Source organism: Microbacterium sp. NPDC087592 (assembly GCF_044743585.1).
Classification (GTDB): domain Bacteria; phylum Actinomycetota; class Actinomycetes; order Actinomycetales; family Microbacteriaceae; genus Microbacterium.
Genome location: NZ_JBIUWT010000001.1, coordinates 2,464,169 through 2,489,765 on the forward strand (window position 1 = coordinate 2,464,169; position 25,597 = coordinate 2,489,765).

Consider the following 25,597-nt stretch of genomic DNA (forward strand, 5'->3'; position numbering starts at 1 on the left):
TCGAGCGGGGTCAGGCGAACAGTCGCTGGAGGCGCTGCACGCCCTCGAGCAGCTGGTCGTCGCCGAGGGCGTACGACATGCGGATGTATCCCGAGGGGCCGAAGGCCTCGCCGGGGACGACCGCGACCTCGGCCTGGTCGAGGATGAGGTCGGCGAGCTCGAGTGAGGTGGTCGGCGTCACGCCGCCCCAGGTGCGACCGAGCAGACCCTGTACGTCGGGGTACACGTAGAACGCGCCGAGCGGGTTCGGAACCACGAGGCCGTCGATCTTCGACAGCTCCGACACGATGAGCTGGCGACGACGGTCGAATGCCTGGCGGAACTGTTCGGCCTCGTCCTGCGGGCCGTTGAGGGCGGCGATGGCAGCCTTCTGGGCGACGTTGTTCACGTTGCTGGTGAGGTGCGACTGCAGGTTGCCGGCGACCTTGATGGCGTCGGCCGGGCCCACCATCCAGCCCACGCGCCAGCCGGTCATGGCGTAGGTCTTCGCGACGCCGTTGACGAGGATCGTCTGACCGGCGACCTCGGGCACGGCCTCGACGATCGAGGTGGCCTTGACGCCCTCGTAGGTGAGGTTCTGGTAGATCTCGTCGCTGATGATCCAGATGCCGTGCTCGAGTGCCCACTCGCCGATGGCCTTGGTCTCCTCGGCCGTGTAGACCGAGCCGGTCGGGTTCGAGGGCGACACGAACACGAGCGCGGTGGTGCGGGCGGTACGAGCGGCCTCGAGCTGCGCGACCGTGACCTTGTACTCCTGGTCGGCGCCGGCGAACACCTCGACGGGAGTGCCGTCGGCGAGGCGGATGGCCTCGGGGTACGTGGTCCAGTACGGCGCGGGCAGCAGCACCTCGTCACCCGGGTTCACCACGGCCTGGAAGGCCTGGTAGACGGACTGCTTGCCGCCGTTGGTGACGATGACCTGGCTGGGGGAGACCTCGAGACCGGAGTCGCGCAGCGTCTTCGCGGCGATCGCCTCGCGCAGCGCCGGAAGACCCGGAGCGGGCGTGTACCGGTAGCTCGCCGGGTCGGCCAGCGCCTCGGCTGCGGCATCCACGATGAACTGCGGCGTCGCGAAGTCGGGCTCGCCGGCGGCGTACGAGATGACGTCCTTGCCTTCGGCCTTGAGGGCCTTGGCCTTGGCGTCGACCTTGAGGGTCGCGGACTCGGCGATGGCGGACAGCTTGCGGGAGAGAGGAGCGCGTTCGGTCACGACTACGAGCGTACTCGGCTCGATGCGGTGGGAGCGGTGTGGGATATCGCCAAGATCCGAGGTTCTTTCGGGTTCGGAAGGTCAGCCGACGAGCCCGTGCGCCTGGGCGACGGCCGGGAGCGTGATGCGTCCGCCCTGCACGTTCAGACCCGCGGCCAGCGCCGCGTCTTCGGAGGCCGCGCGCTCCCAGCCCTTGCCGGCGATCGCCGAGACGTAGGGGAGGGTCGCGTTCGTCAGTGCGCGGGTCGCGGTCTCGGGAACCGCACCAGGCATGTTCGCGACGCAGTAATAGATCGAGTCGTGGACGGCGAACGTGGGGTCGTCGTGCGTGGTCGGACGCGAGCCCTCGAAGCATCCGCCCTGGTCGATCGCGATGTCGACGAGCACGGAGCCGGGCTTCATCGCGGCGACCATGTCGTCGGTCACCAGCTTGGGGGCCGCGGCACCCGGGATCAGCACGGAGCCGATCACGAGATCGGCCGTCGTGAGCTCTTCGGCGATGTCGTACCGACTCGAGGCGCGGGTCTCCAGCGCTCCGCCGTAGCGGTGCTCGAGTTCGCGCAGACGCGGCAGCGAGACGTCGACCACGGTCACCTTCGATCCGAGACCGAGCGCGTTCGCGGCGGCGTGCTCTCCGGCGACGCCGCCTCCGATCACGACGGTCTTGGCGCGCGGAGTGCCGGCGATACCGCCCAGCAGCATCCCGCGTCCTCCTTGCGAGCGCAGCAGCGAGTGCGAGCCCATCACGACCGAGAGCCGCCCGGCGATCTCGCTCATCGGCACGAGCAGCGGCAGGCTGCGGTCGGGCAGCTGCACGGTCTCGTAGGCCACGGCGGTGGTCCCGGCCGCCACGAGCGCCGTGGTCAGGGCGCGGTCAGCGGCGAGGTGCAGGTAGGTGAAGAGGGTGAGGTCCTCGCGCAGGAACCCGTACTCCTGAGCGATCGGCTCCTTGACCTTGATGACGAGGTCGGCGTCGCCCCAGGCCTCGGCGGCGGTCGCCACGATCTCGGCGCCGGCGGCGCGGTAGTCGTCGTCCGTGATGCGCGAGCCGAGGCCTGCGCCGGACTGTACGAGCACGCGATGGCCCTCGTGCACCAGGCGATCTGTGCCGGCGGGGGTGAGGGAGACGCGGTTCTCGTTGTTCTTGACCTCGGTGGGGACGCCGATCTTCATTGATCCTCCTGGGTTGATGGGTGCGGCACCAGGATCGCAGAAACATCGACGGAACAACAGAATCGGTGAAGATGATTCGACATGACGCAATATCCTGAATAATGCTTCGTATGGAGACGACTTCAGGAGCCTCAGAGCCGAACACCGTTCGGGCGCCCGCCCTCGACGCGATCGACGCGCGGATCGTGCAGCTGATGACGGCCGACGGGCGCATGACCAACGCCGAGCTCGCCGGCCGCCTCGGTGTCGCGCCCTCGACCGCCCACACCCGGCTGCGGGCGCTCGTCGACCGCGGCGTGATCACGGGGTTCCATGCGAGTGTGGACGAGCGGATGCTGGGTGCCGGACTCCAAGCCGTCATCGGCGTCACGCTGCGCCCGAGCGGACGGCGCGAGAGCATCGTCGAGTTCGCGGACCGCGTGCGCGTGCTGCCGCAGGTGATCCAGGTCTTCTTCCTCGGAGGTGACGACGACTTCCTGCTGCACATCGCGGTCGCCGACTCGTCCGAGATGCGCGAGTTCGTGCTCGAGCATCTCTCGGCGCAGAGCAGCGTCGCCTCGACCCGCACGAGCATCGTGTTCGACTATCACCGCAACTCGGTGGCGGCGTCGTTCCGCTGAGTCCGCTCGGGCTTCAGGCTCCGTACGAGGCGGGGAGCGAGCAGTAGTCGGCGAACCGTCGCACCGGATGCTCGGGGTCGCTCACGTCGACGATGGACCCGGCGACCGTGTGCGGCGGCTCGTCGCCGGCCAGTTGCCACACCGCGTAGTTCCACATGCCCCTCGTGCGCTCGCCGAGCAGACCGGCCGGCCCCGAGACGAGCAGGACGTCATCGCTCTTCGGACCCTCGCGGAATGGATTGACGGTCGCGCGCAGGTCCGCTTCGGTGCCCTCGGGTGAGTGCTCGCGGAGGACCCGCTGCCCCACCTTGGTCAGCGCAGCCGCGAGGTCGTCGGCCGCCCGTCGCGAGCGCTCGGCATCCGCCCCGGCGACCGCGAGCAGCCGGCGGCCGCGAGGGTAGAAGTGCAGGAACTCGGTGGCGATGTCCGCCCAGACGTCGGTCATGTCTCCAGGCTACGCCTCGCCCGTTGCGCCGGCCCCGGAAACAGAAGAGCCCCCGGGCCGCGGTATCAGCCGCAGCCCGGGCTCTTCCACGCGTTCAGTCCTCGTCGATCAGGAACCGACTGTAGGCGCCGAGGGTGAGGAAGGTCGGGAACTCCTCCTGCAGGGCGACCTCGCGGAAGATCTCCGCCGCGTCGTCGTAGCGGTCGCCGTGGCTGCGGGTCGCCTGTGCGAGCACCTGGGTGATCAGACCCTCGATGTACTCCGCGGTGATCGGGGTGCCGTCCTGCGTGGTGCGGTCCTGGTGGATCCACTGCCATACCTGCGAGCGGCTGATCTCGGCCGTCGCGGCATCCTCCATCAGGTTGTCGATCGCCACGGCGCCGAGTCCGCGCAGCCAGGCCTCGAGGTACCGGATGGCGACGGACACGTTGTCGCGAACGCCCTGCGCCGTGATCGGCCGACCGATGTGCAGGTCGAGCAGGTCGCGGGCCTCGACCTGCACGTCGTCGCGCTGGCGGTCGACCTGGTTGGGGCGGTCGCCCAGCACGGCGTCGAACTCCGCCTGCGCAGTGGGGATCAGGTCGGGATGGGCGACCCAGGTGCCATCGAAGCCGTCGCCGGCCTCGCGCTTCTTGTCGGCGGTGACCTTCTCGATCGCCCGTGCCGTCACCTCGGGGTCGCGGCGGTTCGGGATGAACGCGCTCATGCCGCCGATCGCGAAGGCTCCCCGTTTGTGGCAGGTCTGCACGAGCAGGTCGGTGTACGCCCGCATGAACGGCACGGTCATCGTGACCTCGCTGCGGTCGGGGAGCACGAAGCGTGCACCGCGGCCGCGGTAGTTCTTGATGATCGAGAAGATGTAGTCCCACCGCCCGGCGTTCAGTCCGGCGCAGTGGTCGCGCAGCTCGTAGAGGATCTCGTCCATCTCGAACGCGGCCGGGAGGGTCTCGATCAGCACCGTCGCGCGGATCGTGCCGTGCGGGATGCCGATGTACTCCTCGCTGAACGAGAACACGTCATCCCAGAGCTTCGCCTCCTCGCTCGACTCGATCTTGGCGATGTAGAAGTACGGTCCGCGACCGCCGTCGATCAGCGCCTGTGTGTTGTGCAGGAAGTAGAGGCCGAAGTCGACGAGGGAGCCGGATGCCGACGTGCGACGACCGGCGCGATCGATGAACGCGATGTGCTTCTCCGGCAGGTGCCACCCGCGCGGACGCATCACGATCGTGGGCGTGCGCTCCGCCGTGACGCGGTACTCCTTGCCTTCCGACGAGGTGAACGACAGCTCGCCGCGGATCGCGTCACGGAGCGACAGCTGCCCCTCGATCACGTTCTTCCAGGTGGGGCTCGTGGCATCCTCCTGGTCGGCGAGCCAGACTCGCGCGCCGGAGTTCAGAGCGTTGATCGTCATCTTCGGGTCGGTCGGGCCGGTGATCTCGACGCGACGGTCCTCGAGCCCGGGGCCGGCACCGGCGACCCGCCAGTCGCGGTCCTCACGGATGTGCGCGGTGTCGTCACGGAAGCGGGGGTCGTGCCCGTTGCCGATCTCGAAGCGGCGGCGCATCCGGTCGGCGAGCCGGTCGTGGCGGCGGGAGGCGAACCGGTGGTGCAGCTCGGTGAGGAAGGCGATGGCCTCGGGGGTGAGGATCTCCTCGTAGCGGTCGCGCATGGGTCCGGTGACCTCGATCGCCGGACCCTGCTGGGTCGTCTGGATCGGAGCCGTGATCGGGGGAGCGGTGGGAGTGGTCATGATCGTGAGTCCTTTGAGTCGTGTCGAGTACTGCGGCGAACGCGTCGAGCACGGCGACGAAGAGGGGTGTGGGGATCAGTGGAACTGCGCGGCTTCGGTGGAGCCGGCGAGGGCGAGGGTCGCGCTGTCGGGGTTGAGCGCGGTGGAGATGACGTCGAAGTATCCGGTGCCCGCCTCGCGCTGGTGCTTGGTGGCGGTGTAGCCGTGGGTCTCGGCGGCGAACTCGGCTTCCTGCAGCTCGACGTAGGCGCTCATGGCGCGATCGGCGTAGCCGCGGGCGAGATCGAACATCGAGTGGTTCAGAGCATGGAAGCCGGCCAGGGTGATGAACTGGAACTTGTAGCCCAGGTCTGCCAGCTCCTGCTGGAACGTCGCGATCTCGGCGTCCGACAGGTGCTTCTTCCAGTTGAAGCTCGGTGAGCAGTTGTAGGCCAGGAGCTTGCCGGGGAACTCCGCGTGGATGGCGGCGGCGAACTCGCGTGCCAGCGTGATGTCGGGCTCTCCCGTCTCGACCCACAACAGGTCGGCGTAAGGGGCGAAGGCGAGGCCGCGGCTGATGACCGATTCCAGACCCGGGCGGATCCGGTAGAACCCCTCCGTGGTGCGCTCGCCGGTGATGAACTGCTGGTCGCGTTCGTCGACGTCGCTGGTGAGCAGGTCGGCGGCGAGAGCATCCGTGCGGGCGATGATGACGGTCGGCACCCCGGCGACGTCGGCGGCCAGGCGGGCGGCGTTCAGGGTGCGGATGTGCTGCTGGGTGGGCACGAGCACCTTGCCGCCGAGGTGGCCGCACTTCTTCTCGCTGGCGAGCTGGTCTTCCCAGTGGATGCCGGCTGCACCCGACTGGATGAGCGACTGCGCGAGCTCGTAGGCGTTGAGCGGTCCGCCGAAGCCGGCCTCGGCGTCGGCGACGATCGGGGCGAGCCAGTCCTGTGTGGTCTCGCCTTCCGCGTGCTCCAGCTGGTCCTGGCGGATGAGCGCGTTGTTGATACGGCGCACGACCGCCGGCACCGAGTTCGCGGGGTACAGCGACTGGTCGGGGTAGGTCTGACCTGCGAGGTTGCCGTCGGCGGCGACCTGCCATCCGGAGAGGTAGATCGCCTTGAGCCCCGCCCGCACCTGCTGCACGGCCTGGCCTCCGGTGTAGGCGCCGAGCGCACGGACGTAGTCCTCGGTGTGCAGGAGGTTCCAGAGGTTCTCTGCACCGCGGTGCGCGAGCGTGGAGTCCTCTCGGACCGAGCCGCGGATGCGGATGACATCTTCGGCGGAGTAGGTGCGCTCGACCCCGTCCCAGCGGGGATCGGTGTCCCAGATCTCCTGGAGCTCGGCGGCCGTCTGAACCTGGTCGCCGGCTCGCAGACCGGCGGGGCGGGGCGTCGGGGTGTGGGCGGTGTTCGTCATGGTGTCTCCTCGGTGGATCCGGCTGCGGTGCCGGTGTGGCGTGGTTCCACTGTGCGTGAAGTTCGGGACGTCGAACGACCGATACCGGAGAGAAGATCGCTCGAAATTCTGTTTCTGTGACAGAATCTGCCGCATGAGCATCGACGAAGCTGCAGAAGAGACCGACGCCCTCACGATCGGTCGTCGAATCCGCCGGCTCCGCACGGCGAAGGGCATGACCCTCGACGACCTGGCCTCCGCCGTCGATCGGGCGCCGAGCCAGATGTCGATGATCGAGACCGGCAAGCGCGAACCCAAGCTCACGCAGCTGCAGGCGATCGCCCGCGCGCTCGGTGTGACGCTCGACGCGCTGCTCGAAGGGGAGCCGCTCGACGAACGCAGCGCGATCGAGATCGCCCTGGAGCGCGCGATGAAGGGGCAGACGTTCCAGGCCCTGGGCATCGAGCCGTTCCGTATCGCGAAGAGTCTGCCGACGGATGCGCTGAAGGCCCTGCTCGCGCTGCACGGGGAGATCGATCGGCTCAAGGACGAGCGGGCCGCGACGCCCGAGGAGGCCAGGCGGGCGAACGTCGAGCTGCGGCACCTGATGCGCAGGCAGGACAACCACTTCGCCGACCTCGAGGCCAAGGCCGCCGAGATCCTCGCCGCGGTCGGCCACCCCGGCGGCCCTCTGACGCAGCGCACCGCATCCGAGATCGCGGCCTACCTCGGCTTCACCCTGCATTACGCGCCAGACCTGCCGCAGACCACCCGCAGCGTCGCCGACCTCGCGAACGGTCGGCTGTACCTGTCGAGCAGCGTGCCCGCGAAGGGTGATGCCCGCACCGCGGTGCTGCAGGCGCTGTCGAGCCGCATCCTCGGGCACTCCGAGCCGCGCAGCTATGCCGAGTTCCTGCGGCAGCGCGTCGAGACCAACTACCTCACGGGCGCCCTCCTCATCCCGGAGGCGCATGTCGTGCCCGCGTTGAGGGATGCCAAGCAGCGGCGGGCGATCTCGATCGAAGACCTCCGCGATGCGTATTCGGTGTCGTACGAGACGGCCGCGCACCGCTTCACGAACCTCGCGACACGTCACCTCGACATCCCGGTGCACTTCCTCAAGGTGCATGAGTCGGGCACGATCACCAAGGCGTACGAGAACGACGACGTGAACTTCCCGACCGACCGCCTCGGGGCCATCGAGGGACAGATGTGCTGCCGCCGGTGGACCTCGCGCGTGGTGTTCGACGAGGACGACCGCTTCAACCCGTACTACCAGTACACCGACACCGGCAACGGCACGTACTGGTGCACGGCGCGGGTCGAGTCCTCGAGCGAGGGGCTGCACTCGGTGAGCGTTGGCGTGCGCTTCGACGACACCAAGTGGTTCGTGGGGAGGGACACCCCGCACCGCGGCGTCTCGAAGCACTCGGTCGAGGTGTGCTGTCGCCGGGCTCCCGCCGAGTTGGAAGACCGCTGGCGGGAGAACTCCTGGCCGAACGTGAAGACGCCGCGCACGCTGCTCGCGACGCTGCCGACCGGCGCGTTCCCCGGGGTCGACACGACTGATGTGTACGAGTTCCTGGAGGCGCACGCGCCGCAGTGAGTTCAGAGAGTCCCTGCTGTTTCGTCAAAAGTTAGTTTTATCTTGCTTAGTCAATCTTGACTATGTTACTTTCGACGAGCCATCAATGACGAACGGCCGAGAAGGGACCCTCATGGCTACTTCCTCTGCGGAAACCCGATTCCGCATCACTGCCACCCTGACGTGCGTTCTCGCCGCCACGCTGACGCTCGGAGCATGCTCCGCGCAGACGCCAGGCGGCGATACCGCCCCCACGAGTGCGAGTGACACCGACGCCTGCAAGCGGAATCAGGATGCCGGCACCATCACCTACATCTCCGGCTACGGCTACTCCGCCAGCGCCGGACAGCTCGACGTGTTCCTCGCCGAGGAGCTGGGCTATTTCGACGACCTCTGCCTCGATGTCGAGATCAACGCCTCCGGTGCGAACGGGCAGCAGCTCGTGGCATCCGGTCAGGCGCAGTTCACGGCGCTCGGCTCCGCATCCGACGTGATGCTGGCCGCGGCGAACAGCAAGAACCTCACGGCCGTCGCCACCTACGGCACCACTCCGCCGTTCTCCATCTTCGGTAACGAGAAGCTCGAGAGCCTCAAGGACCTCGAGGGGGGATCGCTCGGGTACTTCATCAACCTGACCCCGATCGCCTCGGCCATGCTCGACGAGGCCGGCGTCGATGTCTCGAAGGTCGAGATGGTCAAGATGACCAACTACGACCCGACGGTCGTGGTGCGCGAGCAGGTCGATGCGATCGTCGGCTACGCCTCGAACCAGCCGCAGTCGCTCAAGGCGCAGGACCTGCCGTTCAGCGAGTTCCTCCCCTCCGACCTCGGCGTCGAGGGCACGTACAACGTGATGGAGGTCAACTCCCGCTTCCTCGACGAGCACCGCGAGGTCGCCGCCGACTTCATGCGGGCGAGCCTCAAGGCGCTGCAGTACTGCCTCGACGAGTCGGATGCCTGCATCGACAAGCTCGCGAAGCTGGCCGAGGACAACAACCAGGGCGCCGCGTTCCCGCGCGACCAGCTGGCCCGCACCTGGGAGGTGGAGTCCGCCTGGGTCCGCGAGAGCGCCGGTGGCAACCCCGGTGTGCAGAACGAGTCGATGTGGGAGCCGGAGTACGCGCTCGTCGAGAAGTACGGCGACGTCAAGGACCTGCCCGCGATCGCCGACATGATGGACGCCGATCTCGTCGCCGACCTCTACGACGGCGACACCCTGATCTGGCAGGCGAAGTGATGTCGGTCGCACAGGGAGCAGGCGTCGAAGTCAGGAACGTCTCGAAGTCCTTCGGCGTCGACGGCGCGAAGGTCACCGTGCTCGACGACGTGAGTCTCACGATCGGCATGGGCGAGTTCGTGTCAGTGATCGGTCCGAGCGGCTGCGGCAAGTCCACGCTGCTCAAGGTGGTCGCCGGTCTCCTCGAGGCCGACTCGGGCACCGTCACGATCGACGGCGAGAGCGTCACGGCAGCGTCCCGAGACAAGAAGATCGGCCTCGTGCCGCAGTCCCCCGCACTGCTGCCGTGGAAGACCGTGCGCGAGAACGTCGAACTGCCGGTGCGCATCAACGCCAAGGCGAACTCCGGGCGAGCGCTGCGCGACCCCGCGGAGCTGCTGGCGACGTTCGGCCTCGGTCAGGCGATGACGAAGTACCCAGGGCAGCTGTCCGGCGGCATGCAGCAGCGTGCCGCGATCGCCAGGGCGTTCGTGTTCGACCCGGCCATCATGCTGATGGACGAGCCGTTCTCGGCGCTCGACGAGATGAACCGTGACCTGCAGCGCATCGCCCTGCTGGAGTTCTGGCAGTCCAACCGCAAGGCCGTCATGTTCGTCACGCACTCGGTGCCGGAGGCGATCATGCTCTCCGACCGCATCGTGGTGATGGCTGCACACCCGGGGCGCATCGCCCAGGTGATCGACGTGAACCTGCCGCGGCCGCGCGACGAGCAGTCGTATGCCACGGAGGAGTTCCGCGAGATGGAAGCAGTCGTGCGCGATGCGCTGCGCGCGCAGACGGAGAAGGCCCATGTCTGAGCTGACGATGAGAGACACGACCGCGACCCTCGCGACCGCCCGCTTGAAGGCCCAGCCGCATCGGGGCATCCCCGCCTGGCTGCGCTGGGGATCGTGGGGACCCACCCTGATCACCTTCGTGATCGCGGCGCTGCTGTGGCAGATCGTGGCCTGGACGAACCCGTACGTGCTCCCCACGCTGGAGGCGATCGGCGGAAGCCTAGTCGACGACGCCGGCATGTACTGGTCGAACTTCCTGGTCACGCTGCTCGAGGTCGTGGTCGGCGCCTCCGCCGGCATCCTCGCCGGATTCCTGCTGGCGGTGATCATGGCCGAGTTCCAGATCATCGAACGGGCCGTGATGCCGCTCGTGATCATCGTGATGGTGACCCCGATCGTGGCGATCGCCCCGGCGCTGGTCGTGGCCTTCGGCTTCGGCATGGTGCCGAAGTTCATCGTGACCGGCCTCGTGGTGTTCTTCCCGATGCTCGTGAACTCGCTCGCCGGCCTGCGTGACGTCGACCAGAAGGCGCTCGACGTCTTCAAGACGCTGCATGCCTCGCGGTGGGAGATCTTCCGCGAGCTGCGCTTCCCCGGCAGCATGCCCTACGTGTTCGCGGGTCTCCGCATCGCCCTGCCGCTCGCCGTCGTCGGCGCCGCGGTCGCCGAGTTCGTCGCAGCGGGACAGCAGGCCGGCCTCGGCTCGCTCGTCACCACCTCCGCTGCACAGGCGAACCTGCCCGTCACCTGGGCCAGCATCGCGCTGCTCTGCCTCCTCGGCGTGCTCCTGATCATCGTCCTCGCCCTGGTGCGCAAGCGCGTGCTCTGGTGGAGCGACGGCGAGGTCACGGCCAAGGGCTGACGCGGCATCCGGATCCCGGGGCGGGCGCCCCACCCGCCCCGGGGTTCCTCCGGCGTGCCCGGAATCCACTCGAGAACGACCAGAACCACCCACCAGGAAGGCACCGCACATGACCGATCAGAACACCGTCAAGCCGCTGCGTCTCGGCCTCTTCGAGAACGCCCAGGCGAACGACTCCGGCACCGCGACCTGGCGGCACCCCGACAACGGGCGCTACCTGTTCGACAAGCTCGAGTACTGGCGCGACACCGCGCGCATGGTCGAGGACGCCGGGTTCGACTTCCTGTTCCTCGCGGATGCCTGGGGCTGGGCCGACGTCGCGGGCGAACGCCCCGACATCTGCTCCGTCGAAGGGCTCGATCTGCCTCGCCTCGACCCGGCGATCATCCTCGCCGCCCTCATCCCCGAGACCACGCGTCTGGGCCTCGTGGCCACCGGCTCGACCCTCCTCGAGCCGCCCTACTCGTTCGCGCGCCGGATGGCGACGCTCGACATCCTCTCCGGCGGCCGCATCGGCTGGAACGTCGTCACCACCGGCACGGCCGACACCGCGGTGCAGGGCTTCGGCGTGCCGATGGTCGGTCATGACGAGCGCTACCTGATGGCCGACGACTTCATGCAGGTCGTCTACAAGCTGTGGGAGCAGGCGTGGGAGGAAGGGGCGCTGGAGCGCGACAAGTCCGGCCGTTTCGCCGACCCGTCCAAGGTGCACCGCATCGCGCACGACGGCCCCTACTTCCGTTCGCACGGCTACGGCAACACATCGCGCTCGCCGCAGGGCACCCCGGTGCTGTTCCAGGCCGGGGCGTCGCCCGCCGGCCGGGAGTTCGGCGGCAAGCACGGCGAGGCGATCTTCGTCGGCAGCGGCTCGGTCGAGCAGCTCCGCGCGCACTCCTCGGCGATCCGCGAGGAGGCCGTGAAGAACGGCCGCGGAGCCGACGAGGTCAAGATCATGTCGGCGTTCGCCGCGATCGTCGGCAGCACGGAGGAAGAGGCGCAGCGCAAGTATGCCGAGGTCGCCGACGCGCAGAACCCCGACGTCACCGTCGCCTCCTACGCCTGGTTCACCGGGCTCGACCTGTCGGCGTACGCGCCGAACACACCGATGTCCGAGCTCAGCACCGAGCTGTCGCAGACCCAGGTTGCCCGCTTCGCCGACAAGACCGTCGGCGACGTGCTCGGAGACTGGCACGCGCACGGTGTCGGCGCCCGCCCGATCGTGGGCACCCCCGAGCAGGTGGCTGACCGCATGATCGAGCTCGCCGACGGCGCCGACCTCGACGGATTCCTCTTCGCCCCCGTGATCCCGCCGGCATCGACCGTCGACTTCATCGAGCACGTGCTGCCGATCCTCAAGGAGCGCGGCGCGATCGTCGAGCCGTCGTCGGAGCCGCAGTCGCTGCGGGAGCGCCTGATCGGCACGTCGACTCCGGCACTCGCCGATTCGCACACCGGATCGCAGTACCGGCGGACGATGTCGCGTGTCTGACACCCTCACCGGTGTCGCCGTCGTGGGGAGCGCGAACCTCGACCTCGTGGTCGAGGTCTCGCGGCCCCCACGCGTCGGCGAGACCCTCCTCGGACGAGCCGGCGGACGTTTCTCCGGCGGTAAGGGGCTGAATCAGGCCGTGGCGTCCGCCCGCAGCGGGGCGCCCACGACGTTCTGCGCGGTCGTCGGAGACGATGAGGCGGCCGACGTGCTCGAGCGGACCCTGTCGGATGCGGGAGTCGTGGCGGCGCTCCGCCGCAGTGACGCTGCTCCGACCGGAGTGGCTCACGTGCTCGCCCTCGACGGCGGGGACAACAGTATCGTCGTCGCGGCGGGTGCCAACGCCGATCTCACCCCGGAAGACGCGGTCGCCGGGATCGCAGGAGCCGGGGTCGTGCTCGCGCAGCTGGAGGTGCCCGTCGAGAGCGTGGCCGCAGGGCTGCGTGCCGGGCGCGCTGCCGGCGCACTGACGATCCTCAACGCCGCCCCCGCGCATGCCGCGACGATCGGGATGCTCGCCGATGTCGATGTTCTCGTCGTGAACGAGACCGAGTGCCTCGAACTCGGCGGCGTCGACCGCCTCCATGCGGCCGGTGCGCAGACGGTGGTTCTCACGCAGGGTGCCGGGGGAGTGACGCTCCATCGCTCGGGAAGCGATCCCGTGCACGTCGCCGCCTTCCGGATCGATCCGGTGGACACGACGGGAGCCGGCGATGCCTTCTGCGGTGCGCTCGCCGCCGCGCTCGCCCAGGGAATGGCGATCGAGGATGCCCTGGTCAGAGCCTGCGCGGCGGGAGCCGTCGTGGCTCAGCACCGCGGGGCGACCACGCCGCAATTGACGCCCGGATCGATCGCGGCGTTCGTCGACTCGCGCTGAGCCGCTACTGCGCAGGGGGCGTGGCGGGCGATGCGACCTCTTCCGTCTCGCCGGCGAACGTGTACTCACCCCCGCGCAGGCGCTCCAGCAGGTCGAGCAGCCACTGCTTCTCGGCGGTGAGGCGGGCGGTGGAGAGGTCGAAGATCTCCCGCACGTACTTCGGTGTCGTCTCGGAGCGCAGAGTGTCCTGCACGTCGAAGCCGTTCTGGGTGATGATCGCGTCGCTCTTGATGAGGCGGTGCTCGAGGCCGGCGATCACCTCCTGGCGGCTCAGCACGAACATGAACGAGGCCACGGTCATGACGGCCTGGGTGTCGAAGGCTGCGACGTTCCAGAGGTTCTCGCGCAGCATGCGCTGCAGCTCGACCTCGCCGGCTGGAGTGATGCGGTAGGTCGTGCGTGCCGGGCGCTTCCCCTCGGCTTCGGTGCCGCTCTCGGCGATGTAGCCGTCGACCTCGAGGGCGCGCAGGGCGTTGTAGATCGAGCCGGGCTGGATGTGCGCCCATTCGTCGACGTGCCACGTCATGAGCTCGCGGCGGAGGAAGTAACCGTGCACGGGCTGGAACTGCTTCACGGCACCGAGGACGACGAGGCGGGTGGTCGACATGCCCCTCATGCTAACGGCTGGTGTCCACATTCTTATTGTTTGCATGATCAAACTTGTCTATTATGAGTACTAGTCAAAGTTGACTAACGAAAGGAAGCCGAAATGACGACTGCCGTGACCGACGCCCTGCCGCGCGACCTCGCCCTCCGCCGGGCGTTCTCGGTGTATCCGACCGGCGTCGTAGCCCTCGCCGCGCATGTCGATGACCGTGCTGTCGGGATGGCGGTCAATTCCTTCACCTCGATCTCGCTCGAGCCCGCGCTCGTCGCGATCAGCGCAGCGCGTACGTCGAAGACGTGGCCCGTGCTGAGGGCGGTACCCGAACTCGGTATGAGCGTACTCGCCGCGCACCACGAGCCTCTGAGCCGCTCGCTCTCCGCCCGCGAAGGGGACCGGTTCGGTGGCCACGAGTGGCACCGAACCGAGGGTGGGGCGGTGCTCATGTCGGATGCGGCGCTCTGGCTCACCTGCCGCCTGCGCAGCACGTTCGACGGCGGTGATCACGAGATCGCGTTGTACGAGATCGCCGACATCACCCTGTTCGAGGACGTCGAGCCGCTCGTCTTCCACCAGAGCCGCTATCGGTCCATCGCGGGCTCCGAGAGCGTGTGAGTACTCCGCCGCTCACGACCATCGTCGGCGTGGTCGTGCCCGGTGATGGTCGGGGACGAGAGCTCGGCTTCCCGACGGCGAACCTGGCGCTGGACCACAGCGACCTGCCCGCCGATGGGATCTACGCAGCGTGGACGCGTATCGACGATGACCCGGAGGTCTGGCAGGCGAGCGTGAGCGTCGGAACGAATCCGACTTTCGCAGGCGACCGGGAAAGGCGGGTCGAGGTGCATCTGCATGATGTGAACCTCGATCTGTACGGTCGGACGCTGGCGGTGACGCTCGTCGCCCATATGCGCCCGACGCTGCACTTCGAGGGAATCGATGCGCTGGTCTCGCAGAGCGAGGCCGATGTCAGCCGCTGTCGACGGCTTCTGGCCGATCGCGATCAGGGTGGAGAGCGTGTGAGCCCGACGGGCGGATGATCTTCGTGAACGGCTCTGGCCGAGAGTACTGTTTTACATTTCACTCCTGTGGTACTTTCTCCGCATCACCGACGATCCGGAGGAAGACCCATGCTCGCCCGCAAGAAGACCGCTTTCTTCACGTCCGCCGTCGTGGCCCTCACCCTGTCACTGACAGGTGTGTCATCGGCTCATGGCGCCACGGGCTACGCCACCCCCGAGCCCGTGGCTGCGACGAGTGCCGGGCTGCAGGCCGCGGCGGACGAGACCGACCTCGATCCTCGCCTCGCGTCGTCGACCGACCTGGAACTGCTGCTCCTTGTCATGACGGGACGCGGAGCCCTCGCCGATGCGCACCCCGAACTGATCGCCGAGCTCGGCATCACTGTGTCCACACAGGCGCAGGCCGACGCGATGGCGGCCATCGCCGCGCAGTTCCTTACCGTCTCTCCCGCATTCTCCGCGACATGGGCGCCCGCGATCAGGAGTACCGACCCGGCCGTGAGGGATCAGGGCATCTCCGGATTCATGACGGACTTCATGGCTTACGTGATGTCGCACTGCCGACCCTCGTGCACCGTGTGAGCGGTCGGCCCACACCGCAGCGGATGCTCACTCCGGCGAGGTGCCGCGCGGCAGCTGGTGCCGGGTGCCGCCGTCACCGCGGCGACGCCCCGTCGGAGGAGGCCCCTCGTCGGAAAGCACGGTGCGGGGGACGCTCCAGCGTGCCGTGGTTCCGCGCTCCGTCCGCTGATCCAGTGTGAAGGTGCCGCCATGCAGCGCCGCACGTTCGGCGAGGTTCTCGGTCCCTCCGGGGTCGCCGAGGGACTCCGCGATCCCGTCACCGTCGTCCTGCACCGAGACGATGACCTCTCTCTCCGAGACGGCGACCGTCACGGCGCAGGTGCTGGCCTGGGCATGGTGGGCGACGTTGGCGAGCGCCTCGCGGATGACGGCGATGACGTCATCCGCGAGCTTCCCGGTGACGACCGGATCGACCGGCCCCACGAAGGTGATCGTCGGCGCGGACGGCAGCGCGGGAGTGAGTTCGGTGATCACGTCGAGCGCGCGCCGGCGCACAGGACGGTCTTTTCTCTTCACGCGGCGCGTCCGGAGCGAGAATATCCCGGAGCGGATGTCGGTGATGGCCGCGTCGATCTCCGCGACGTGCTGCTCGAGTTCTTCGGCGTGGGCGGGGTCGGTGGCAGCGAACGCCTGCAGGCTCATCCCCGTCGCGAACAGCCGCTGGATGACGTTGTCATGCAGGTCGCGGGCGATGCGGTTGCGCTCTTCGATGATGTCGAGGTGCTGCCGATCCTCTCGAGCCCAGGCGAGTGAGGTCGCGAGACCCGCCTGGGCGACGAAATCGGAGATCGCGTCGATCTCGCTCGGGGAGAAGTCGCTACCGGATGCCACTCGCGTGACGCACAGCGCCCCGATCGCATGCCCGGCAGCCACCAGGGGGACGGCCACCGTGGGCCCTGCCGCATCCTGGTCTCCGGCCAGGCTGGCGTGGGTGTCCTCATCGGTGAGGCTTCCGCTCACCACCCTTCCGCTGGCGATGGCGTGCGCGGCGACCGAGCTCGCCGCCGGGAGGACTCCGTGTTCGTATGCGGCGGACAGCGGTCCGCGGGCGGCGTCGATGCGGAGACGGTCGGCATCCACGTGGACGACGATCGTCACCAGGTCGCAGGCGACCACGTGAGTGACGCGCTCGGCCATGACGTCGAGGATGTCCTCGCGCTGAGGGGTCAGGAGCACGGCGCTCACGTCCGAGAGCGCTCGATTCAGTCGCTGCTGGCGACGAGCCTCTTCGGCCGCGCGGGCGTTGTGGATGGTGATTCCCGCGGTCGCGGCCATCGACTCGATGAGCTCCTCATCCTCGAGCGTGAAGACACCGGTTCGCCGATTCGACAGCACGAGGACGCCGCACACCTCGCCGTGGCTTCGGACCGGGACCCCGAGGAACCCCTCCATGGCAGGGTGATGCGGGGGGAAACCCGCGGACCGAGCGTCGTCGCTCATCTGGTTCAGACGGATCGTGCGTCCGCTGTCGACCACCGCGCGGAACAGAGTCCCCGGCTCGGGCGGATCGGCGATCGCGGCCGCACTTTGCTGGTCGATGCCCACGTGGATGAATCGCTCGACAGCGCCGGCCGCGTCGATCACGATCAGCGCGCCGTATCGGGCTTGGATGAGGTCGGCGGCAGCTCGGACGATGCGTGTGAGAATCCTGTCGGCGTCGAGTTGGTCCGCCGCGTCCGGCGAGAAGTCGACAAGACCGCGGAGCTGGCGGCGGGTGGCGAGGAGCCGAGGTGCGCGTGTCACGGGAGCGTCGTCCCCGTCGTCCTGCTGGGGGCCGGGCGTAATATGCGTCTGTCGGCATCTGTCCTGCATCCCTCCACCTTCCCCGGAGACCGACCGCTCTGCAACGCTCAGCCGGTATATGGCAGGCGCGTCGCCGGCAGGACTCCCGCTGCCGGAGGCCCGCTTTCCCGATCGAGCGGGGACCATGGTCCCGGCCGAGGCCGCGAAACGCCCGTTACGGTGCGAGAGACGTGCCTGGGCAGACCGGGCGAGCGAGCAGGCAGGAACGGGAGAGTGCGGGCATGACCTCAGTGTTCCTGGTCGACGATCATGAGATGGTGCGCAGGGGTGTCGCCGCTGTGATCCAGGCCACCCCGGATCTCGATGTCGTCGGTGAGGCGGGGGGCTATCGGGAGGCGACGAGGCGGATCGCGGCCACTCTTCCCGATGTCGTGGTCCTCGATGTGCACCTGCCGGACGGCAGCGGGATCGACCTGTGCCGGGCGATCCGGCAGAAGCATCCGGGGATGCGGTGCCTGATCCTCACGGCCTACGACGACGACGACGCGGTGATCGCGGCCGTGATGGCGGGGGCGGACGGGCATCTGCTCAAGACGGTGCGCGCTGCGGACCTTCCCGAAGCGGTGCGTGCCGTCGCTGCCGGACGTCGGCTGCTCGATCCCGCCACGGTGCGTCGGGCGACGGGCCAGGTCGCCTCGGGGTCGGCTGATTCCGCTGATCCCCGGTTCGCGTCCTTGACCATGCGCGAACGGCAGATCCTCGCTCTCATCGCCGACGCCCTGACGAACCGTCAGATCGCGGACCGGCTCGGTCTCGCCGAGAAGACAGTCAAGAACTACGTCACCTCGATGCTCGGGAAGCTGGGTTTCACCCATCGGACGCAGGCGGCGGTCTTCGAGCTCTCGCGGATGCACGACGAAGGCTGACGCGCGGACGAGGATCCTCCCGGCGGGAGGCCGAGGGACGAAGGGCCCTAGAGCGCTGCTGTCTTCTGAGTGAGGGTGGCAGAGGACGATCTGGAGTCAGGCGAAGGGACGAGACGGTGAGCATTGCGATGCACAGCGACGCCGGGGGACTTCGGGCGCGAGGGGTGGAGGGCGGAGCGAACGACGATGGGGGCGTTCGCCCGGTGATGGGGACTGCGTGGGTGGCCGGGGGAGCCGTCCGAGCGGTTGCGGGGCTGTGCGGGTGGCTGTGGGAGCTGCGCGGACGGCTGTCCGGGGTTGCGGATGGCGGGGGCGCCGTCCGGGGATGTGGACGGCTGTGGGAGCGGTCCACGGGTGAACGGATGGCTGTGGGGAGCTGTTCGGGCAGCGAGGGGCGGGCAGGCCACCCGCCCCTCGCTGGTCGTCCGCGAGTCGCGCGAGGTCAGTCCCGTGCCGTCTGCAGGAGGGTCCACAGTTCAGCCCGTGCGGGAAAAGTCGAGAGGTCGATGTCGAGCAGGCCTCCGGCCTGAGCGATGCGGGACCGCAGGGTGTGCCGATGCACGCCGAGTGCCGTCGCCGCGGATTCCGCCTTGGCGTCGTGCTCCAGCCAGGTGCGCAACGAGCGCTCCAGCTCGGCGCCGGTGCGGGCATCGTGCTCGCGCAGCGGCGCGAGACGTGACTCCGCGACGAGGCGGGCCTCATCGGTCGCCAGCGCGGTGAGGATGCTGGAGCCCACCGTCTCGGAGTATCGTGCCGCCCCGTGCGTTCCCTGCTGGCGAAGAGCCGTCAGTGCTTGCGCGTGCGCCCGGGCGAACGAGTCGTACCCGTCGGGATCGGAGACGCCGATGCGGATGCCGAAACGCGTGGCGACCTCGTCGAGCAGTGCTTCCTCGCCTGCGGAGACGCACATGGTCACGCCGTCCTCGGATTCGGCGAGGAAGACGGGAGTGCCGTGCTCGGAGCGATGCCGCTCCCACCATTCGCCCAGCGGACCGGCCGGGGCATCCGCGGCGACGGCCACGATCACCGGAGCGGGGGGCAGACCGCCGAGCACTCTTCTCGCCAGCGTGGGATCGTCGGCGAGCAGGGAGCCGAGGAGCTGGGCGTGCAGGCGCCGCCGGCTCCGTGCGAGCTGCTCGCTCTGCTCCATCGCGAGTCCTGCCATGGCGATCACCGACGTCACGACCGACCGGGCCTCCGGATCGAGCGCATCGAGCGCCAGCGCGATCACCCCTCGCAGATGCCCTCCGCGGCCCACGGTGAACAGCATGAACGCGTGCTCGCCGAGGGTGAGCGACTGACTCGCTTCCAATCCGCGCGTGAGGATCTCCATCACCCGCCCGCTCAGGGCGTCGAGCATCTCGGCGTGGAGGCAGTCGCGCGGGTGGGCGGCGACGACCGCGCCCGCGGCATCGAACATCCCCGCCCAGACGTCGAGGCGTCGTCCGAGTTCCGCGATGGTCGCCTCGAGCCCGCTGGGGCGGAGAGCTGCGAGGGCGAGGGCGCGCTGGGTGTCGAGCGCCCACGATCGCCGGGCGTACGCCTGAGCGGCGATCGCCTCGGAGTGGGCGCGGGCCACAGCGATGAACGGCGTGCGATACGGCACCGCGAACAGCGGCATCCCGTGTGTGGCGCACGAGGCGACGAGCTCCTCCGGAATACCCGACCGATGGACCTCCGTGCCGAAGCCGAGCCCGAGGACGCCCCGGTCGGCGAGGCGTCCCACGTAGGTGTCGATATCGATCGCCCGGTCGAACTGCGTACCCGTGGTCAGCAATGCCAGGTCCTCGGAGAGGAAGGGGGTCGGGTCTGCGAGGTCGGAACTGTGCACCCAACGCAGCGGGCGGTCGAGAGCACCCTCGGGCAGGTCCTCCTCGAGCGGCACGAGTGCGAGCCCGAGGTCCCGACGGCGCAGCAGCGCCCGTAGAGTCGGCTGCTCCGGTTCGGTGGCGGCCATGAGAAACCTTTCGGCTGTACAGTCGGGCGAACCCATCGCCTAGATTGTACAAGTTGGCTAGTGCGGCGGCCTCCATTGCCGCCGTACGCTCGCGAACATGGCACTCCTCGACACCGCAGCCCCCGCAGTCCCTCTCGGCGGACCCGACCTCCCGCAGGAGCGTCGCCTGGTCACGGACCTCCCCGGACCTCGCTCGGCCGAGATCCTCGCACGCAAGGCGGATGCCGTCGCGGCCGGTGTGGGGCACACCGTGCCGATCGCGGCCGTGGCAGCCGGCGGCGGAGTGATCGTCGACGCGGACGGCAACTCGCTCATCGACCTCGGCTCCGGTATCGCCGTGACCACGGTCGGCAACGCGCACCCCAAGGTCGCGGCAGCCGTAGCCGCGCAGGCCGCGCAGTTCACGCACACTTGCTTCATGATCTCGCCCTACGAGTCGTACGTCGGCGTCGCCGAGGCCCTCAACCGCGTCACCCCCGGCGACTTCGCGAAGAAGAGTGCCCTGTTCAACTCGGGTGCGGAGGCCGTCGAGAACGCGATCAAGATCGCCCGCAAGCACACCGGACGTCAGGCGGTCGTCGCCTTCGATCACGGCTACCACGGGCGCACGAACCTGACCATGGCGCTCACCGCCAAGTCGATGCCGTACAAGAGCGGCTTCGGTCCGTTCGCCCCGGAGGTGTACCGCGCTCCGATGTCGTACCCGTTCCGCGATGGGCTCGACGGAAACGAGGCCGCGGCCCGCGTCATCCTCCAGCTCGAGAAGCAGATCGGCGCCGACAACCTCGCCGCGGTCATCATCGAGCCGATCCAGGGCGAGGGCGGCTTCATCGTCCCGGCCGACGGTTTCCTGCCGGCGATCGTCGACTGGTGCCGCGCGAACGGCGTCGTCTTCATCGCGGACGAGGTGCAGACCGGATTCGCCCGCACCGGGCACATGTTCGCGAGCGAGATCTTCGGCATCGAGCCCGACCTGATCACCACGGCCAAGGGCATCGCCGGCGGTCTCCCGCTCGCGGCCGTCACCGGTCGCGCCGAGATCATGGACGCCTCGCACTCCGGCGGCCTCGGAGGTACCTACGGCGGCAACCCGATCGCCTGCGCCGCCGCCCTCGCCTCGATCGATGTGTTCGAGAACGACGGCGTGATCGAGCGTGCCCGTGAGATCGGGGCGACCCTCACGCAGCGTCTCACCGCGATCCAGCAGAACGACCCGCGCGTCGGCGACGTCCGCGGCCACGGTGCGATGATCGCCGCCGAGTTCGTCGACCCCGAGACCCAGGCCCCGGATGCCGCTCTCACGGCCGCGGTCGCCAAGGCCTGCATCGCCCAGGGCGTCGTCGTCCTCACCTGCGGAACCTACGGCAACGTCATCCGCTTCCTTCCCCCGCTCTCGATCGGCGACGATCTGCTGAACGAAGGACTCGACATCGTCGCTGCGGCGCTCGCCGCGGCATGACACCCCTGTCCGGTCGCGACCCCGATCGGGGGATTTCGGGTCGCGACCGGCACTGTTTCACCCAACGAAGGAGTTGCAGATGGCTGAGATCACACGCGACGTACTGATCATCGGTGCGGGAGCCGCAGGGCTCACGGCGGCGAACGACCTCCGCAAGGCCGGCCTCTCGGTCGCCGTGCTGGAGGCCCGTGACCGCGTCGGCGGGCGCCTGTGGACCGACGTGATCGAGGGCGCCATGCTTGAGATCGGCGGCCAGTGGGTGTCGCCCGACCAGGACGCGCTCAAGGACACGATCGAGGAGCTGGGGCTCGAGACCTACAGCCGCTACCGCGAAGGCGACAGCGTCTATGTCGGCCCCGACGGGAAGGCACACCGCTTCACGGGCGAGATGTTCCCGGTGGCGCCCGAGACCGAGGCCGAGATCGCCAGGGTCACCGAGATCCTCGACGCACTGGTCGCCGAGATCGACCCGGACCGTCCCTGGGCCCACCCCAGCGCCGAGGACTGGGACACGATCACCTGGGACGCCTGGCTGCGCTCGCAGACCGACGACGACGAGGCCGTGCGCAACCTGGCCTTCGCCACCGGTTCCGCGATGCTCACCAAGCCCACTCACTCCTTCTCCCTGCTGCAGTCGCTGCTGATGGCCGCGTCCGCAGGTTCCTACTCGAACCTCGTCGACGCCGACTTCATCCTCGACAAGCGAGTGGTCGGCGGTCTGCAGCAGGTTCCGCTGCGCCTCGCTGAGCGCCTGGGCGACGACGTGCTGCTGAACCAGCCAGTGCGCGGCCTCGAATGGTCCGACACGGGTGTCGTCGCCACCACCGATCAGCACACGGTGCGCGCCCGCCACGCGATCCTCGCGCACGCGCCGGTGCTCTACAGCCGCATCGCGTTCGACCCTCCGATGCCGCGCCGACAGCATCAGCTGCACCAGCACCTGTCGATGGGCTTCGTCATCAAGGTGCACGCCGTGTACGACCGGCCGTTCTGGCGCGAGCAGGGCCTCAGCGGCACCGCCTTCAGCCCGTACGAGCTCTCGCACGAGGCCTATGACAACACCAACCACGGCGACGAGCGCGGCACCCTGGTCGGCTTCGTCTCCGACGCCAACGCCGACGGCGTGTTCGAGCTGTCGGCCGAGGAGCGCAAGGAGCGCATCCTCGAGTCGCTGTCGCACTACTACGGACCCGAGGCCAAGAACCCGGTCGTCTACTACGAGAGCGACTGGGGCAGCGAGGAGTGGACGCGCGGCGCCTACGCCGCGAGCTTCGACATGGGGGGCCTGCACCGCTACGGCGCGGACCTCCGCACGGCGGTCGGCCCGATCCACTTCGCGTGCAGCGACATGGCCGGCGCCGGGTACCAGCACGTCGACGGGGCGATCCGCATGGGCCACCTCGTCGCATCGAACATCGTCGACGCGAGTCGCGACGCCGGCGCTGTCGAGAGCGGCAGCTGATGACCGGCTCGGTCGTCGTCGGATACACGGCGACGGACGCGGGAGCGGATGCCGCGGCACTCGGCGCCCGGCTCGCTCGCAGCCTCGGTGCGACCCTGCACCTGGTGATCGTGCTGCCGAACGAGGGCACGCGCAGCGCGGCAGTCCCACCGGAGCGCGCGTACGAGGAGCACATCAAGGCGCAGGCGCGGCAGTGGCTCGCGGACGCCGTGGTCCGGCTCCCGCAGGAGCTGACCCGCAGCGGTCACGTGCGCTTCTCCGAATCGTTCGCCGAGGGCCTGATCGCCGCCGGCGAGGAATTCGGCGCCAGGGTGATCGTGATCGGCGCGGCCGGGGGCGGCATCTTCGGACGCCACCGTCTCGGCAGCGTCGCCTCCGAGCTGCTGCACTCATCGACCATTCCGGTGGCGCTCGCGCCCGTGGGCGCCGCCCAGCAGGACGATCACGTCCTGCCGCGCGTGACGGTCGCCGTCGGATCCCGACCCGGTGCCGACGCCCTCCTCGACGAGGCCGTCGCGCTCGCCGGAGACAGCGGTGTCGACCTCCGGCTCGTATCCCTCGTTCCGTTCGACGTTCCCCCCGGACTCGACACCGGAGCGATCCGCACGGTCGGCGACACCCACGGCCAGGAGGTGCTCGCCGTCGCCGCGGAGTTGCTGCCGGACGGTCGCACGGCCGCGGTCGAGAGGGCACCGGGCGACTCGGTCGAAGACGCCGTCGCCCATCTCTCCTGGCTTCCCGGCGAGGTCGTCCTGGTCGGCTCCAGCCGGCTGGCGCAACCGCGTCGTCTGTTCCTGGGCTCCACGGCAGCGAAGATGCTGCACGAACTGCCCGTTCCCATGATCGTCGTCCCGCGTACCCGCAACGAAGCAGGAGACCGCTGATGAGCAGCACGAACCGGGCGACGGAGCCCGAATCCGGTGTCACGACCGGCATCTCCACCAAAGGCTTGAGCGCCGGAACGGTCGGCCTGATCGGCGCGGTCGTGATCGGCATCTCGTGCATCGCCCCCGCGTACACCTTCACCGCCGCCGTCGGCCCCACGGCATCCGAGGTCGGGGCGCAGATCCCGGCCATCATCCTCGTCGGCTTCATCCCGATGCTCCTCGTCGCCTTCGGCTACCGCGAGCTCAACAATCGGATGCCGGACTCCGGCACGTCGTTCACCTGGGCGGCCCGAGCGTTCGGACCGTGGGTCGGCTGGATGGCCGGCTGGGGTCTGGTCGTCGCGACGATCCTGGTGCTGTCGAACCTCGCCGGCGTCGCGGTCGACTTCCTCTTCCTGCTGCTGTCGCAGATCACCGGGAACCCGGAGATCGGCGACCTCGCCGGTGTCACCTGGATCAACATCGGTGTCTGCCTGCTGTTCATGCTCGGTGCGACGTGGATCTCGTATCGCGACATGCAGACGACGCAGAAGCTGCAGTACTGGCTCGTCAGCTTCCAGATCCTGGTGCTGGTGTTCTTCGCCGTCGCGGCCATCGTGCAGGCGGTGAACGGCAACGGCTTCGACTACCAGCCGTTCGACCTGAACTGGTTCAACCCGTTCGCGATCTCCTCCTTCAGCGCGGTCGCCGCGGGCCTCTCGCTCTCGATCTTCATCTTCTGGGGCTGGGATGTCACCCTCACCATGAACGAGGAGACCAAGGATCCGGAGAGGACACCGGGTCGCGCGGCCACCGTCACGGTGCTCACGATCGTGTCGCTGTACCTGCTGCTCGCGGTCGCGATGATCATGTTCGCCGGCGTCGGCACCGGGGCGCTGGGGCTCGGCAACGCGGACATCCAGGAGAACGTGTTCTTCCACCTCTCCGGCCCGATCCTGGGGCCGCTCGCGTTCCTGGTGTCGCTGGCCGTTCTGACCAGCTCCGCGTCGTCGCTGCAGTCCACGTTCGTGGGCCCGGCGCGCACACTGCTGGCCATGGGGCACTACGGCGCACTGCCGAAGGCGTTCGCGAAGGTCAGCCCCCGCTTCTTCACGCCGGGGTACGCGACCATCATCTCGGCGATCGTGGCCTCCGCGTTCTACGCCGTCATGCGCGTCGTCAGCGAAGACACGCTGTGGGACACGATCCTCACGCTCGGCATGATGATCTGCTTCTACTACGGGATCACCGCGTTCGCGTGCGTGTGGTACTTCCGCAAGCAGTGGTTCGACTCGACGCGGAACGTCTTCTTCACGTTCCTCTTCCCGCTCGTCGGTGGCGCGATCCTCGCGGTGCTGTTCTTCACGACGCTGATCGACTCGATGGACCCGGAATACGGTTCCGGATCGCAGATCGGCGGGGTCGGCATCGTCTTCATCCTCGGGATGCTGATCATCGTCGTCGGCATCGCGGTCATGATCTGGAACGCGGTCCGCCGGCCCGCCTTCTTCCGCGGCGAGACGCTGGGCATCGACGCACCGCCCAGCCGACGCAAGCGCGCATAGCCCTCCT

The 25,597-nt window shown here is 68.7% G+C and carries 23 protein-coding genes; 15 read left to right on the forward strand and 8 right to left on the reverse strand.

Annotated features, from left to right (window positions below; genetic code table 11):
- Window positions 1-10: 10 nt before the first annotated feature.
- Entirely contained in the window at window positions 11-1,210 is a 1,200-nt protein-coding gene (locus tag ACIOTO_RS11915; RefSeq protein WP_400857951.1) for a pyridoxal phosphate-dependent aminotransferase, read from the reverse strand.
- A gap of 81 nt (window positions 1,211-1,291) precedes the next feature.
- Complete coding sequence (gene ald / locus ACIOTO_RS11920) at window positions 1,292-2,383, reverse strand: alanine dehydrogenase (RefSeq protein ID WP_400857952.1); 1,092 nt, start codon at window positions 2,381-2,383, stop codon at window positions 1,292-1,294.
- 101 nt (window positions 2,384-2,484) lie between these two features.
- On the opposite strand from ald, the gene ACIOTO_RS11925 reads away from it, so the two are divergent.
- Entirely contained in the window at window positions 2,485-3,003 is a 519-nt protein-coding gene (locus ACIOTO_RS11925; RefSeq protein WP_136041027.1) for an Lrp/AsnC family transcriptional regulator, read from the forward strand.
- A 13-nt stretch (window positions 3,004-3,016) separates the two neighbouring features.
- Here the strand turns inward: ACIOTO_RS11925 and ACIOTO_RS11930 are convergent, their stop codons facing one another.
- The 3 genes from ACIOTO_RS11930 to aceA all read right to left on the reverse strand — a co-directional run bounded on the left by ACIOTO_RS11930 (window position 3,017) and on the right by aceA (window position 6,599).
- Window positions 3,017-3,448, reverse strand: a complete 432-nt coding sequence (locus tag ACIOTO_RS11930) for a hypothetical protein (RefSeq protein ID WP_400857953.1) — start codon at window positions 3,446-3,448, stop codon at window positions 3,017-3,019.
- Between the two features lie 94 nt (window positions 3,449-3,542).
- Entirely contained in the window at window positions 3,543-5,198 is a 1,656-nt protein-coding gene (aceB, locus tag ACIOTO_RS11935; protein WP_400857954.1) for a malate synthase A, read from the reverse strand.
- A 75-nt stretch (window positions 5,199-5,273) separates the two neighbouring features.
- Complete coding sequence (gene aceA, locus ACIOTO_RS11940; protein WP_400857955.1) at window positions 5,274-6,599, reverse strand: isocitrate lyase; 1,326 nt, start codon at window positions 6,597-6,599, stop codon at window positions 5,274-5,276.
- A 133-nt stretch (window positions 6,600-6,732) separates the two neighbouring features.
- Here aceA and ACIOTO_RS11945 point away from each other — a divergent pair, with 133 nt between their 5' ends.
- The 6 genes from ACIOTO_RS11945 (at window position 6,733) to ACIOTO_RS11970 (ending at window position 13,404) form a co-directional block, all read left to right on the forward strand.
- Window positions 6,733-8,184, forward strand: coding sequence for a helix-turn-helix domain-containing protein (locus ACIOTO_RS11945; protein WP_105710413.1), 1,452 nt, complete (start codon window positions 6,733-6,735; stop codon window positions 8,182-8,184).
- 112 nt (window positions 8,185-8,296) lie between these two features.
- Entirely contained in the window at window positions 8,297-9,400 is a 1,104-nt protein-coding gene (locus tag ACIOTO_RS11950) for an ABC transporter substrate-binding protein (RefSeq protein WP_400857956.1), read from the forward strand.
- Entirely contained in the window at window positions 9,400-10,197 is a 798-nt protein-coding gene (locus tag ACIOTO_RS11955; protein WP_400857957.1) for an ABC transporter ATP-binding protein, read from the forward strand. The genes ACIOTO_RS11950 and ACIOTO_RS11955 overlap by 1 nt, the downstream gene beginning before the upstream one ends.
- Window positions 10,190-11,038, forward strand: a complete 849-nt coding sequence (locus ACIOTO_RS11960; RefSeq protein WP_400857958.1) for an ABC transporter permease — start codon at window positions 10,190-10,192, stop codon at window positions 11,036-11,038. The genes ACIOTO_RS11955 and ACIOTO_RS11960 overlap by 8 nt, the downstream gene beginning before the upstream one ends.
- Window positions 11,039-11,147: 109 nt before the next feature.
- A complete protein-coding gene (locus ACIOTO_RS11965) occupies window positions 11,148-12,527 on the forward strand; it encodes an NtaA/DmoA family FMN-dependent monooxygenase (protein WP_400857959.1) in 1,380 nt (459 codons plus the stop codon).
- Window positions 12,520-13,404 (forward strand): ribokinase, encoded by an 885-nt coding sequence (locus ACIOTO_RS11970; RefSeq protein ID WP_400857961.1) that lies wholly within the window; start codon window positions 12,520-12,522, stop codon window positions 13,402-13,404. Before ACIOTO_RS11965 ends, ACIOTO_RS11970 begins: the two co-directional genes overlap by 8 nt.
- 4 nt (window positions 13,405-13,408) lie before the next feature.
- Here ACIOTO_RS11970 and ACIOTO_RS11975 read toward each other — a convergent pair whose 3' ends face one another.
- Entirely contained in the window at window positions 13,409-14,011 is a 603-nt protein-coding gene (locus ACIOTO_RS11975; RefSeq protein ID WP_400857963.1) for a PadR family transcriptional regulator, read from the reverse strand.
- A gap of 102 nt (window positions 14,012-14,113) precedes the next feature.
- On the opposite strand from ACIOTO_RS11975, the gene ACIOTO_RS11980 reads away from it, so the two are divergent.
- The 3 genes from ACIOTO_RS11980 (at window position 14,114) to ACIOTO_RS11990 (ending at window position 15,612) form a co-directional block, all read left to right on the forward strand.
- Window positions 14,114-14,623, forward strand: coding sequence for a flavin reductase family protein (locus tag ACIOTO_RS11980; protein ID WP_105710407.1), 510 nt, complete (start codon window positions 14,114-14,116; stop codon window positions 14,621-14,623).
- Window positions 14,620-15,048, forward strand: coding sequence for a riboflavin kinase (locus ACIOTO_RS11985; protein ID WP_400857965.1), 429 nt, complete (start codon window positions 14,620-14,622; stop codon window positions 15,046-15,048). Before ACIOTO_RS11980 ends, ACIOTO_RS11985 begins: the two co-directional genes overlap by 4 nt.
- A 90-nt stretch (window positions 15,049-15,138) precedes the next feature.
- On the forward strand, window positions 15,139-15,612 hold the full coding sequence (locus ACIOTO_RS11990; protein WP_400857966.1) for a hypothetical protein: 474 nt from the start codon (window positions 15,139-15,141) through the stop codon (window positions 15,610-15,612).
- 27 nt (window positions 15,613-15,639) lie between these two features.
- Here ACIOTO_RS11990 and ACIOTO_RS11995 read toward each other — a convergent pair whose 3' ends face one another.
- Window positions 15,640-17,355: a GAF domain-containing protein gene (locus ACIOTO_RS11995; protein WP_400857967.1), complete on the reverse strand. Its 1,716-nt coding sequence runs from the start codon at window positions 17,353-17,355 to the stop codon at window positions 15,640-15,642.
- Between the two features lie 281 nt (window positions 17,356-17,636).
- Between ACIOTO_RS11995 and ACIOTO_RS12000 the strand changes: the two genes are divergently transcribed.
- On the forward strand, window positions 17,637-18,281 hold the full coding sequence (locus ACIOTO_RS12000) for a response regulator transcription factor (RefSeq protein ID WP_029260981.1): 645 nt from the start codon (window positions 17,637-17,639) through the stop codon (window positions 18,279-18,281).
- 442 nt (window positions 18,282-18,723) lie between these two features.
- Here ACIOTO_RS12000 and ACIOTO_RS12005 read toward each other — a convergent pair whose 3' ends face one another.
- Complete coding sequence (locus ACIOTO_RS12005; RefSeq protein ID WP_400857969.1) at window positions 18,724-20,238, reverse strand: PucR family transcriptional regulator; 1,515 nt, start codon at window positions 20,236-20,238, stop codon at window positions 18,724-18,726.
- Between the two features lie 97 nt (window positions 20,239-20,335).
- Between ACIOTO_RS12005 and gabT the strand changes: the two genes are divergently transcribed.
- The 4 genes from gabT to ACIOTO_RS12025 all read left to right on the forward strand — a co-directional run bounded on the left by gabT (window position 20,336) and on the right by ACIOTO_RS12025 (window position 25,590).
- On the forward strand, window positions 20,336-21,697 hold the full coding sequence (gabT, locus tag ACIOTO_RS12010; protein WP_029260983.1) for a 4-aminobutyrate--2-oxoglutarate transaminase: 1,362 nt from the start codon (window positions 20,336-20,338) through the stop codon (window positions 21,695-21,697).
- A gap of 79 nt (window positions 21,698-21,776) precedes the next feature.
- Window positions 21,777-23,159: a flavin monoamine oxidase family protein gene (locus tag ACIOTO_RS12015; protein ID WP_400857970.1), complete on the forward strand. Its 1,383-nt coding sequence runs from the start codon at window positions 21,777-21,779 to the stop codon at window positions 23,157-23,159.
- Window positions 23,159-24,043, forward strand: coding sequence for a universal stress protein (locus ACIOTO_RS12020; protein ID WP_105710401.1), 885 nt, complete (start codon window positions 23,159-23,161; stop codon window positions 24,041-24,043). Before ACIOTO_RS12015 ends, ACIOTO_RS12020 begins: the two co-directional genes overlap by 1 nt.
- Window positions 24,043-25,590 carry an APC family permease gene (locus ACIOTO_RS12025; protein ID WP_105710400.1) on the forward strand — a complete coding sequence of 516 codons (1,548 nt, stop codon included), beginning with the start codon at window positions 24,043-24,045 and terminating at the stop codon, window positions 25,588-25,590. The genes ACIOTO_RS12020 and ACIOTO_RS12025 overlap by 1 nt, the downstream gene beginning before the upstream one ends.
- Window positions 25,591-25,597: the final 7 nt, after the last annotated feature.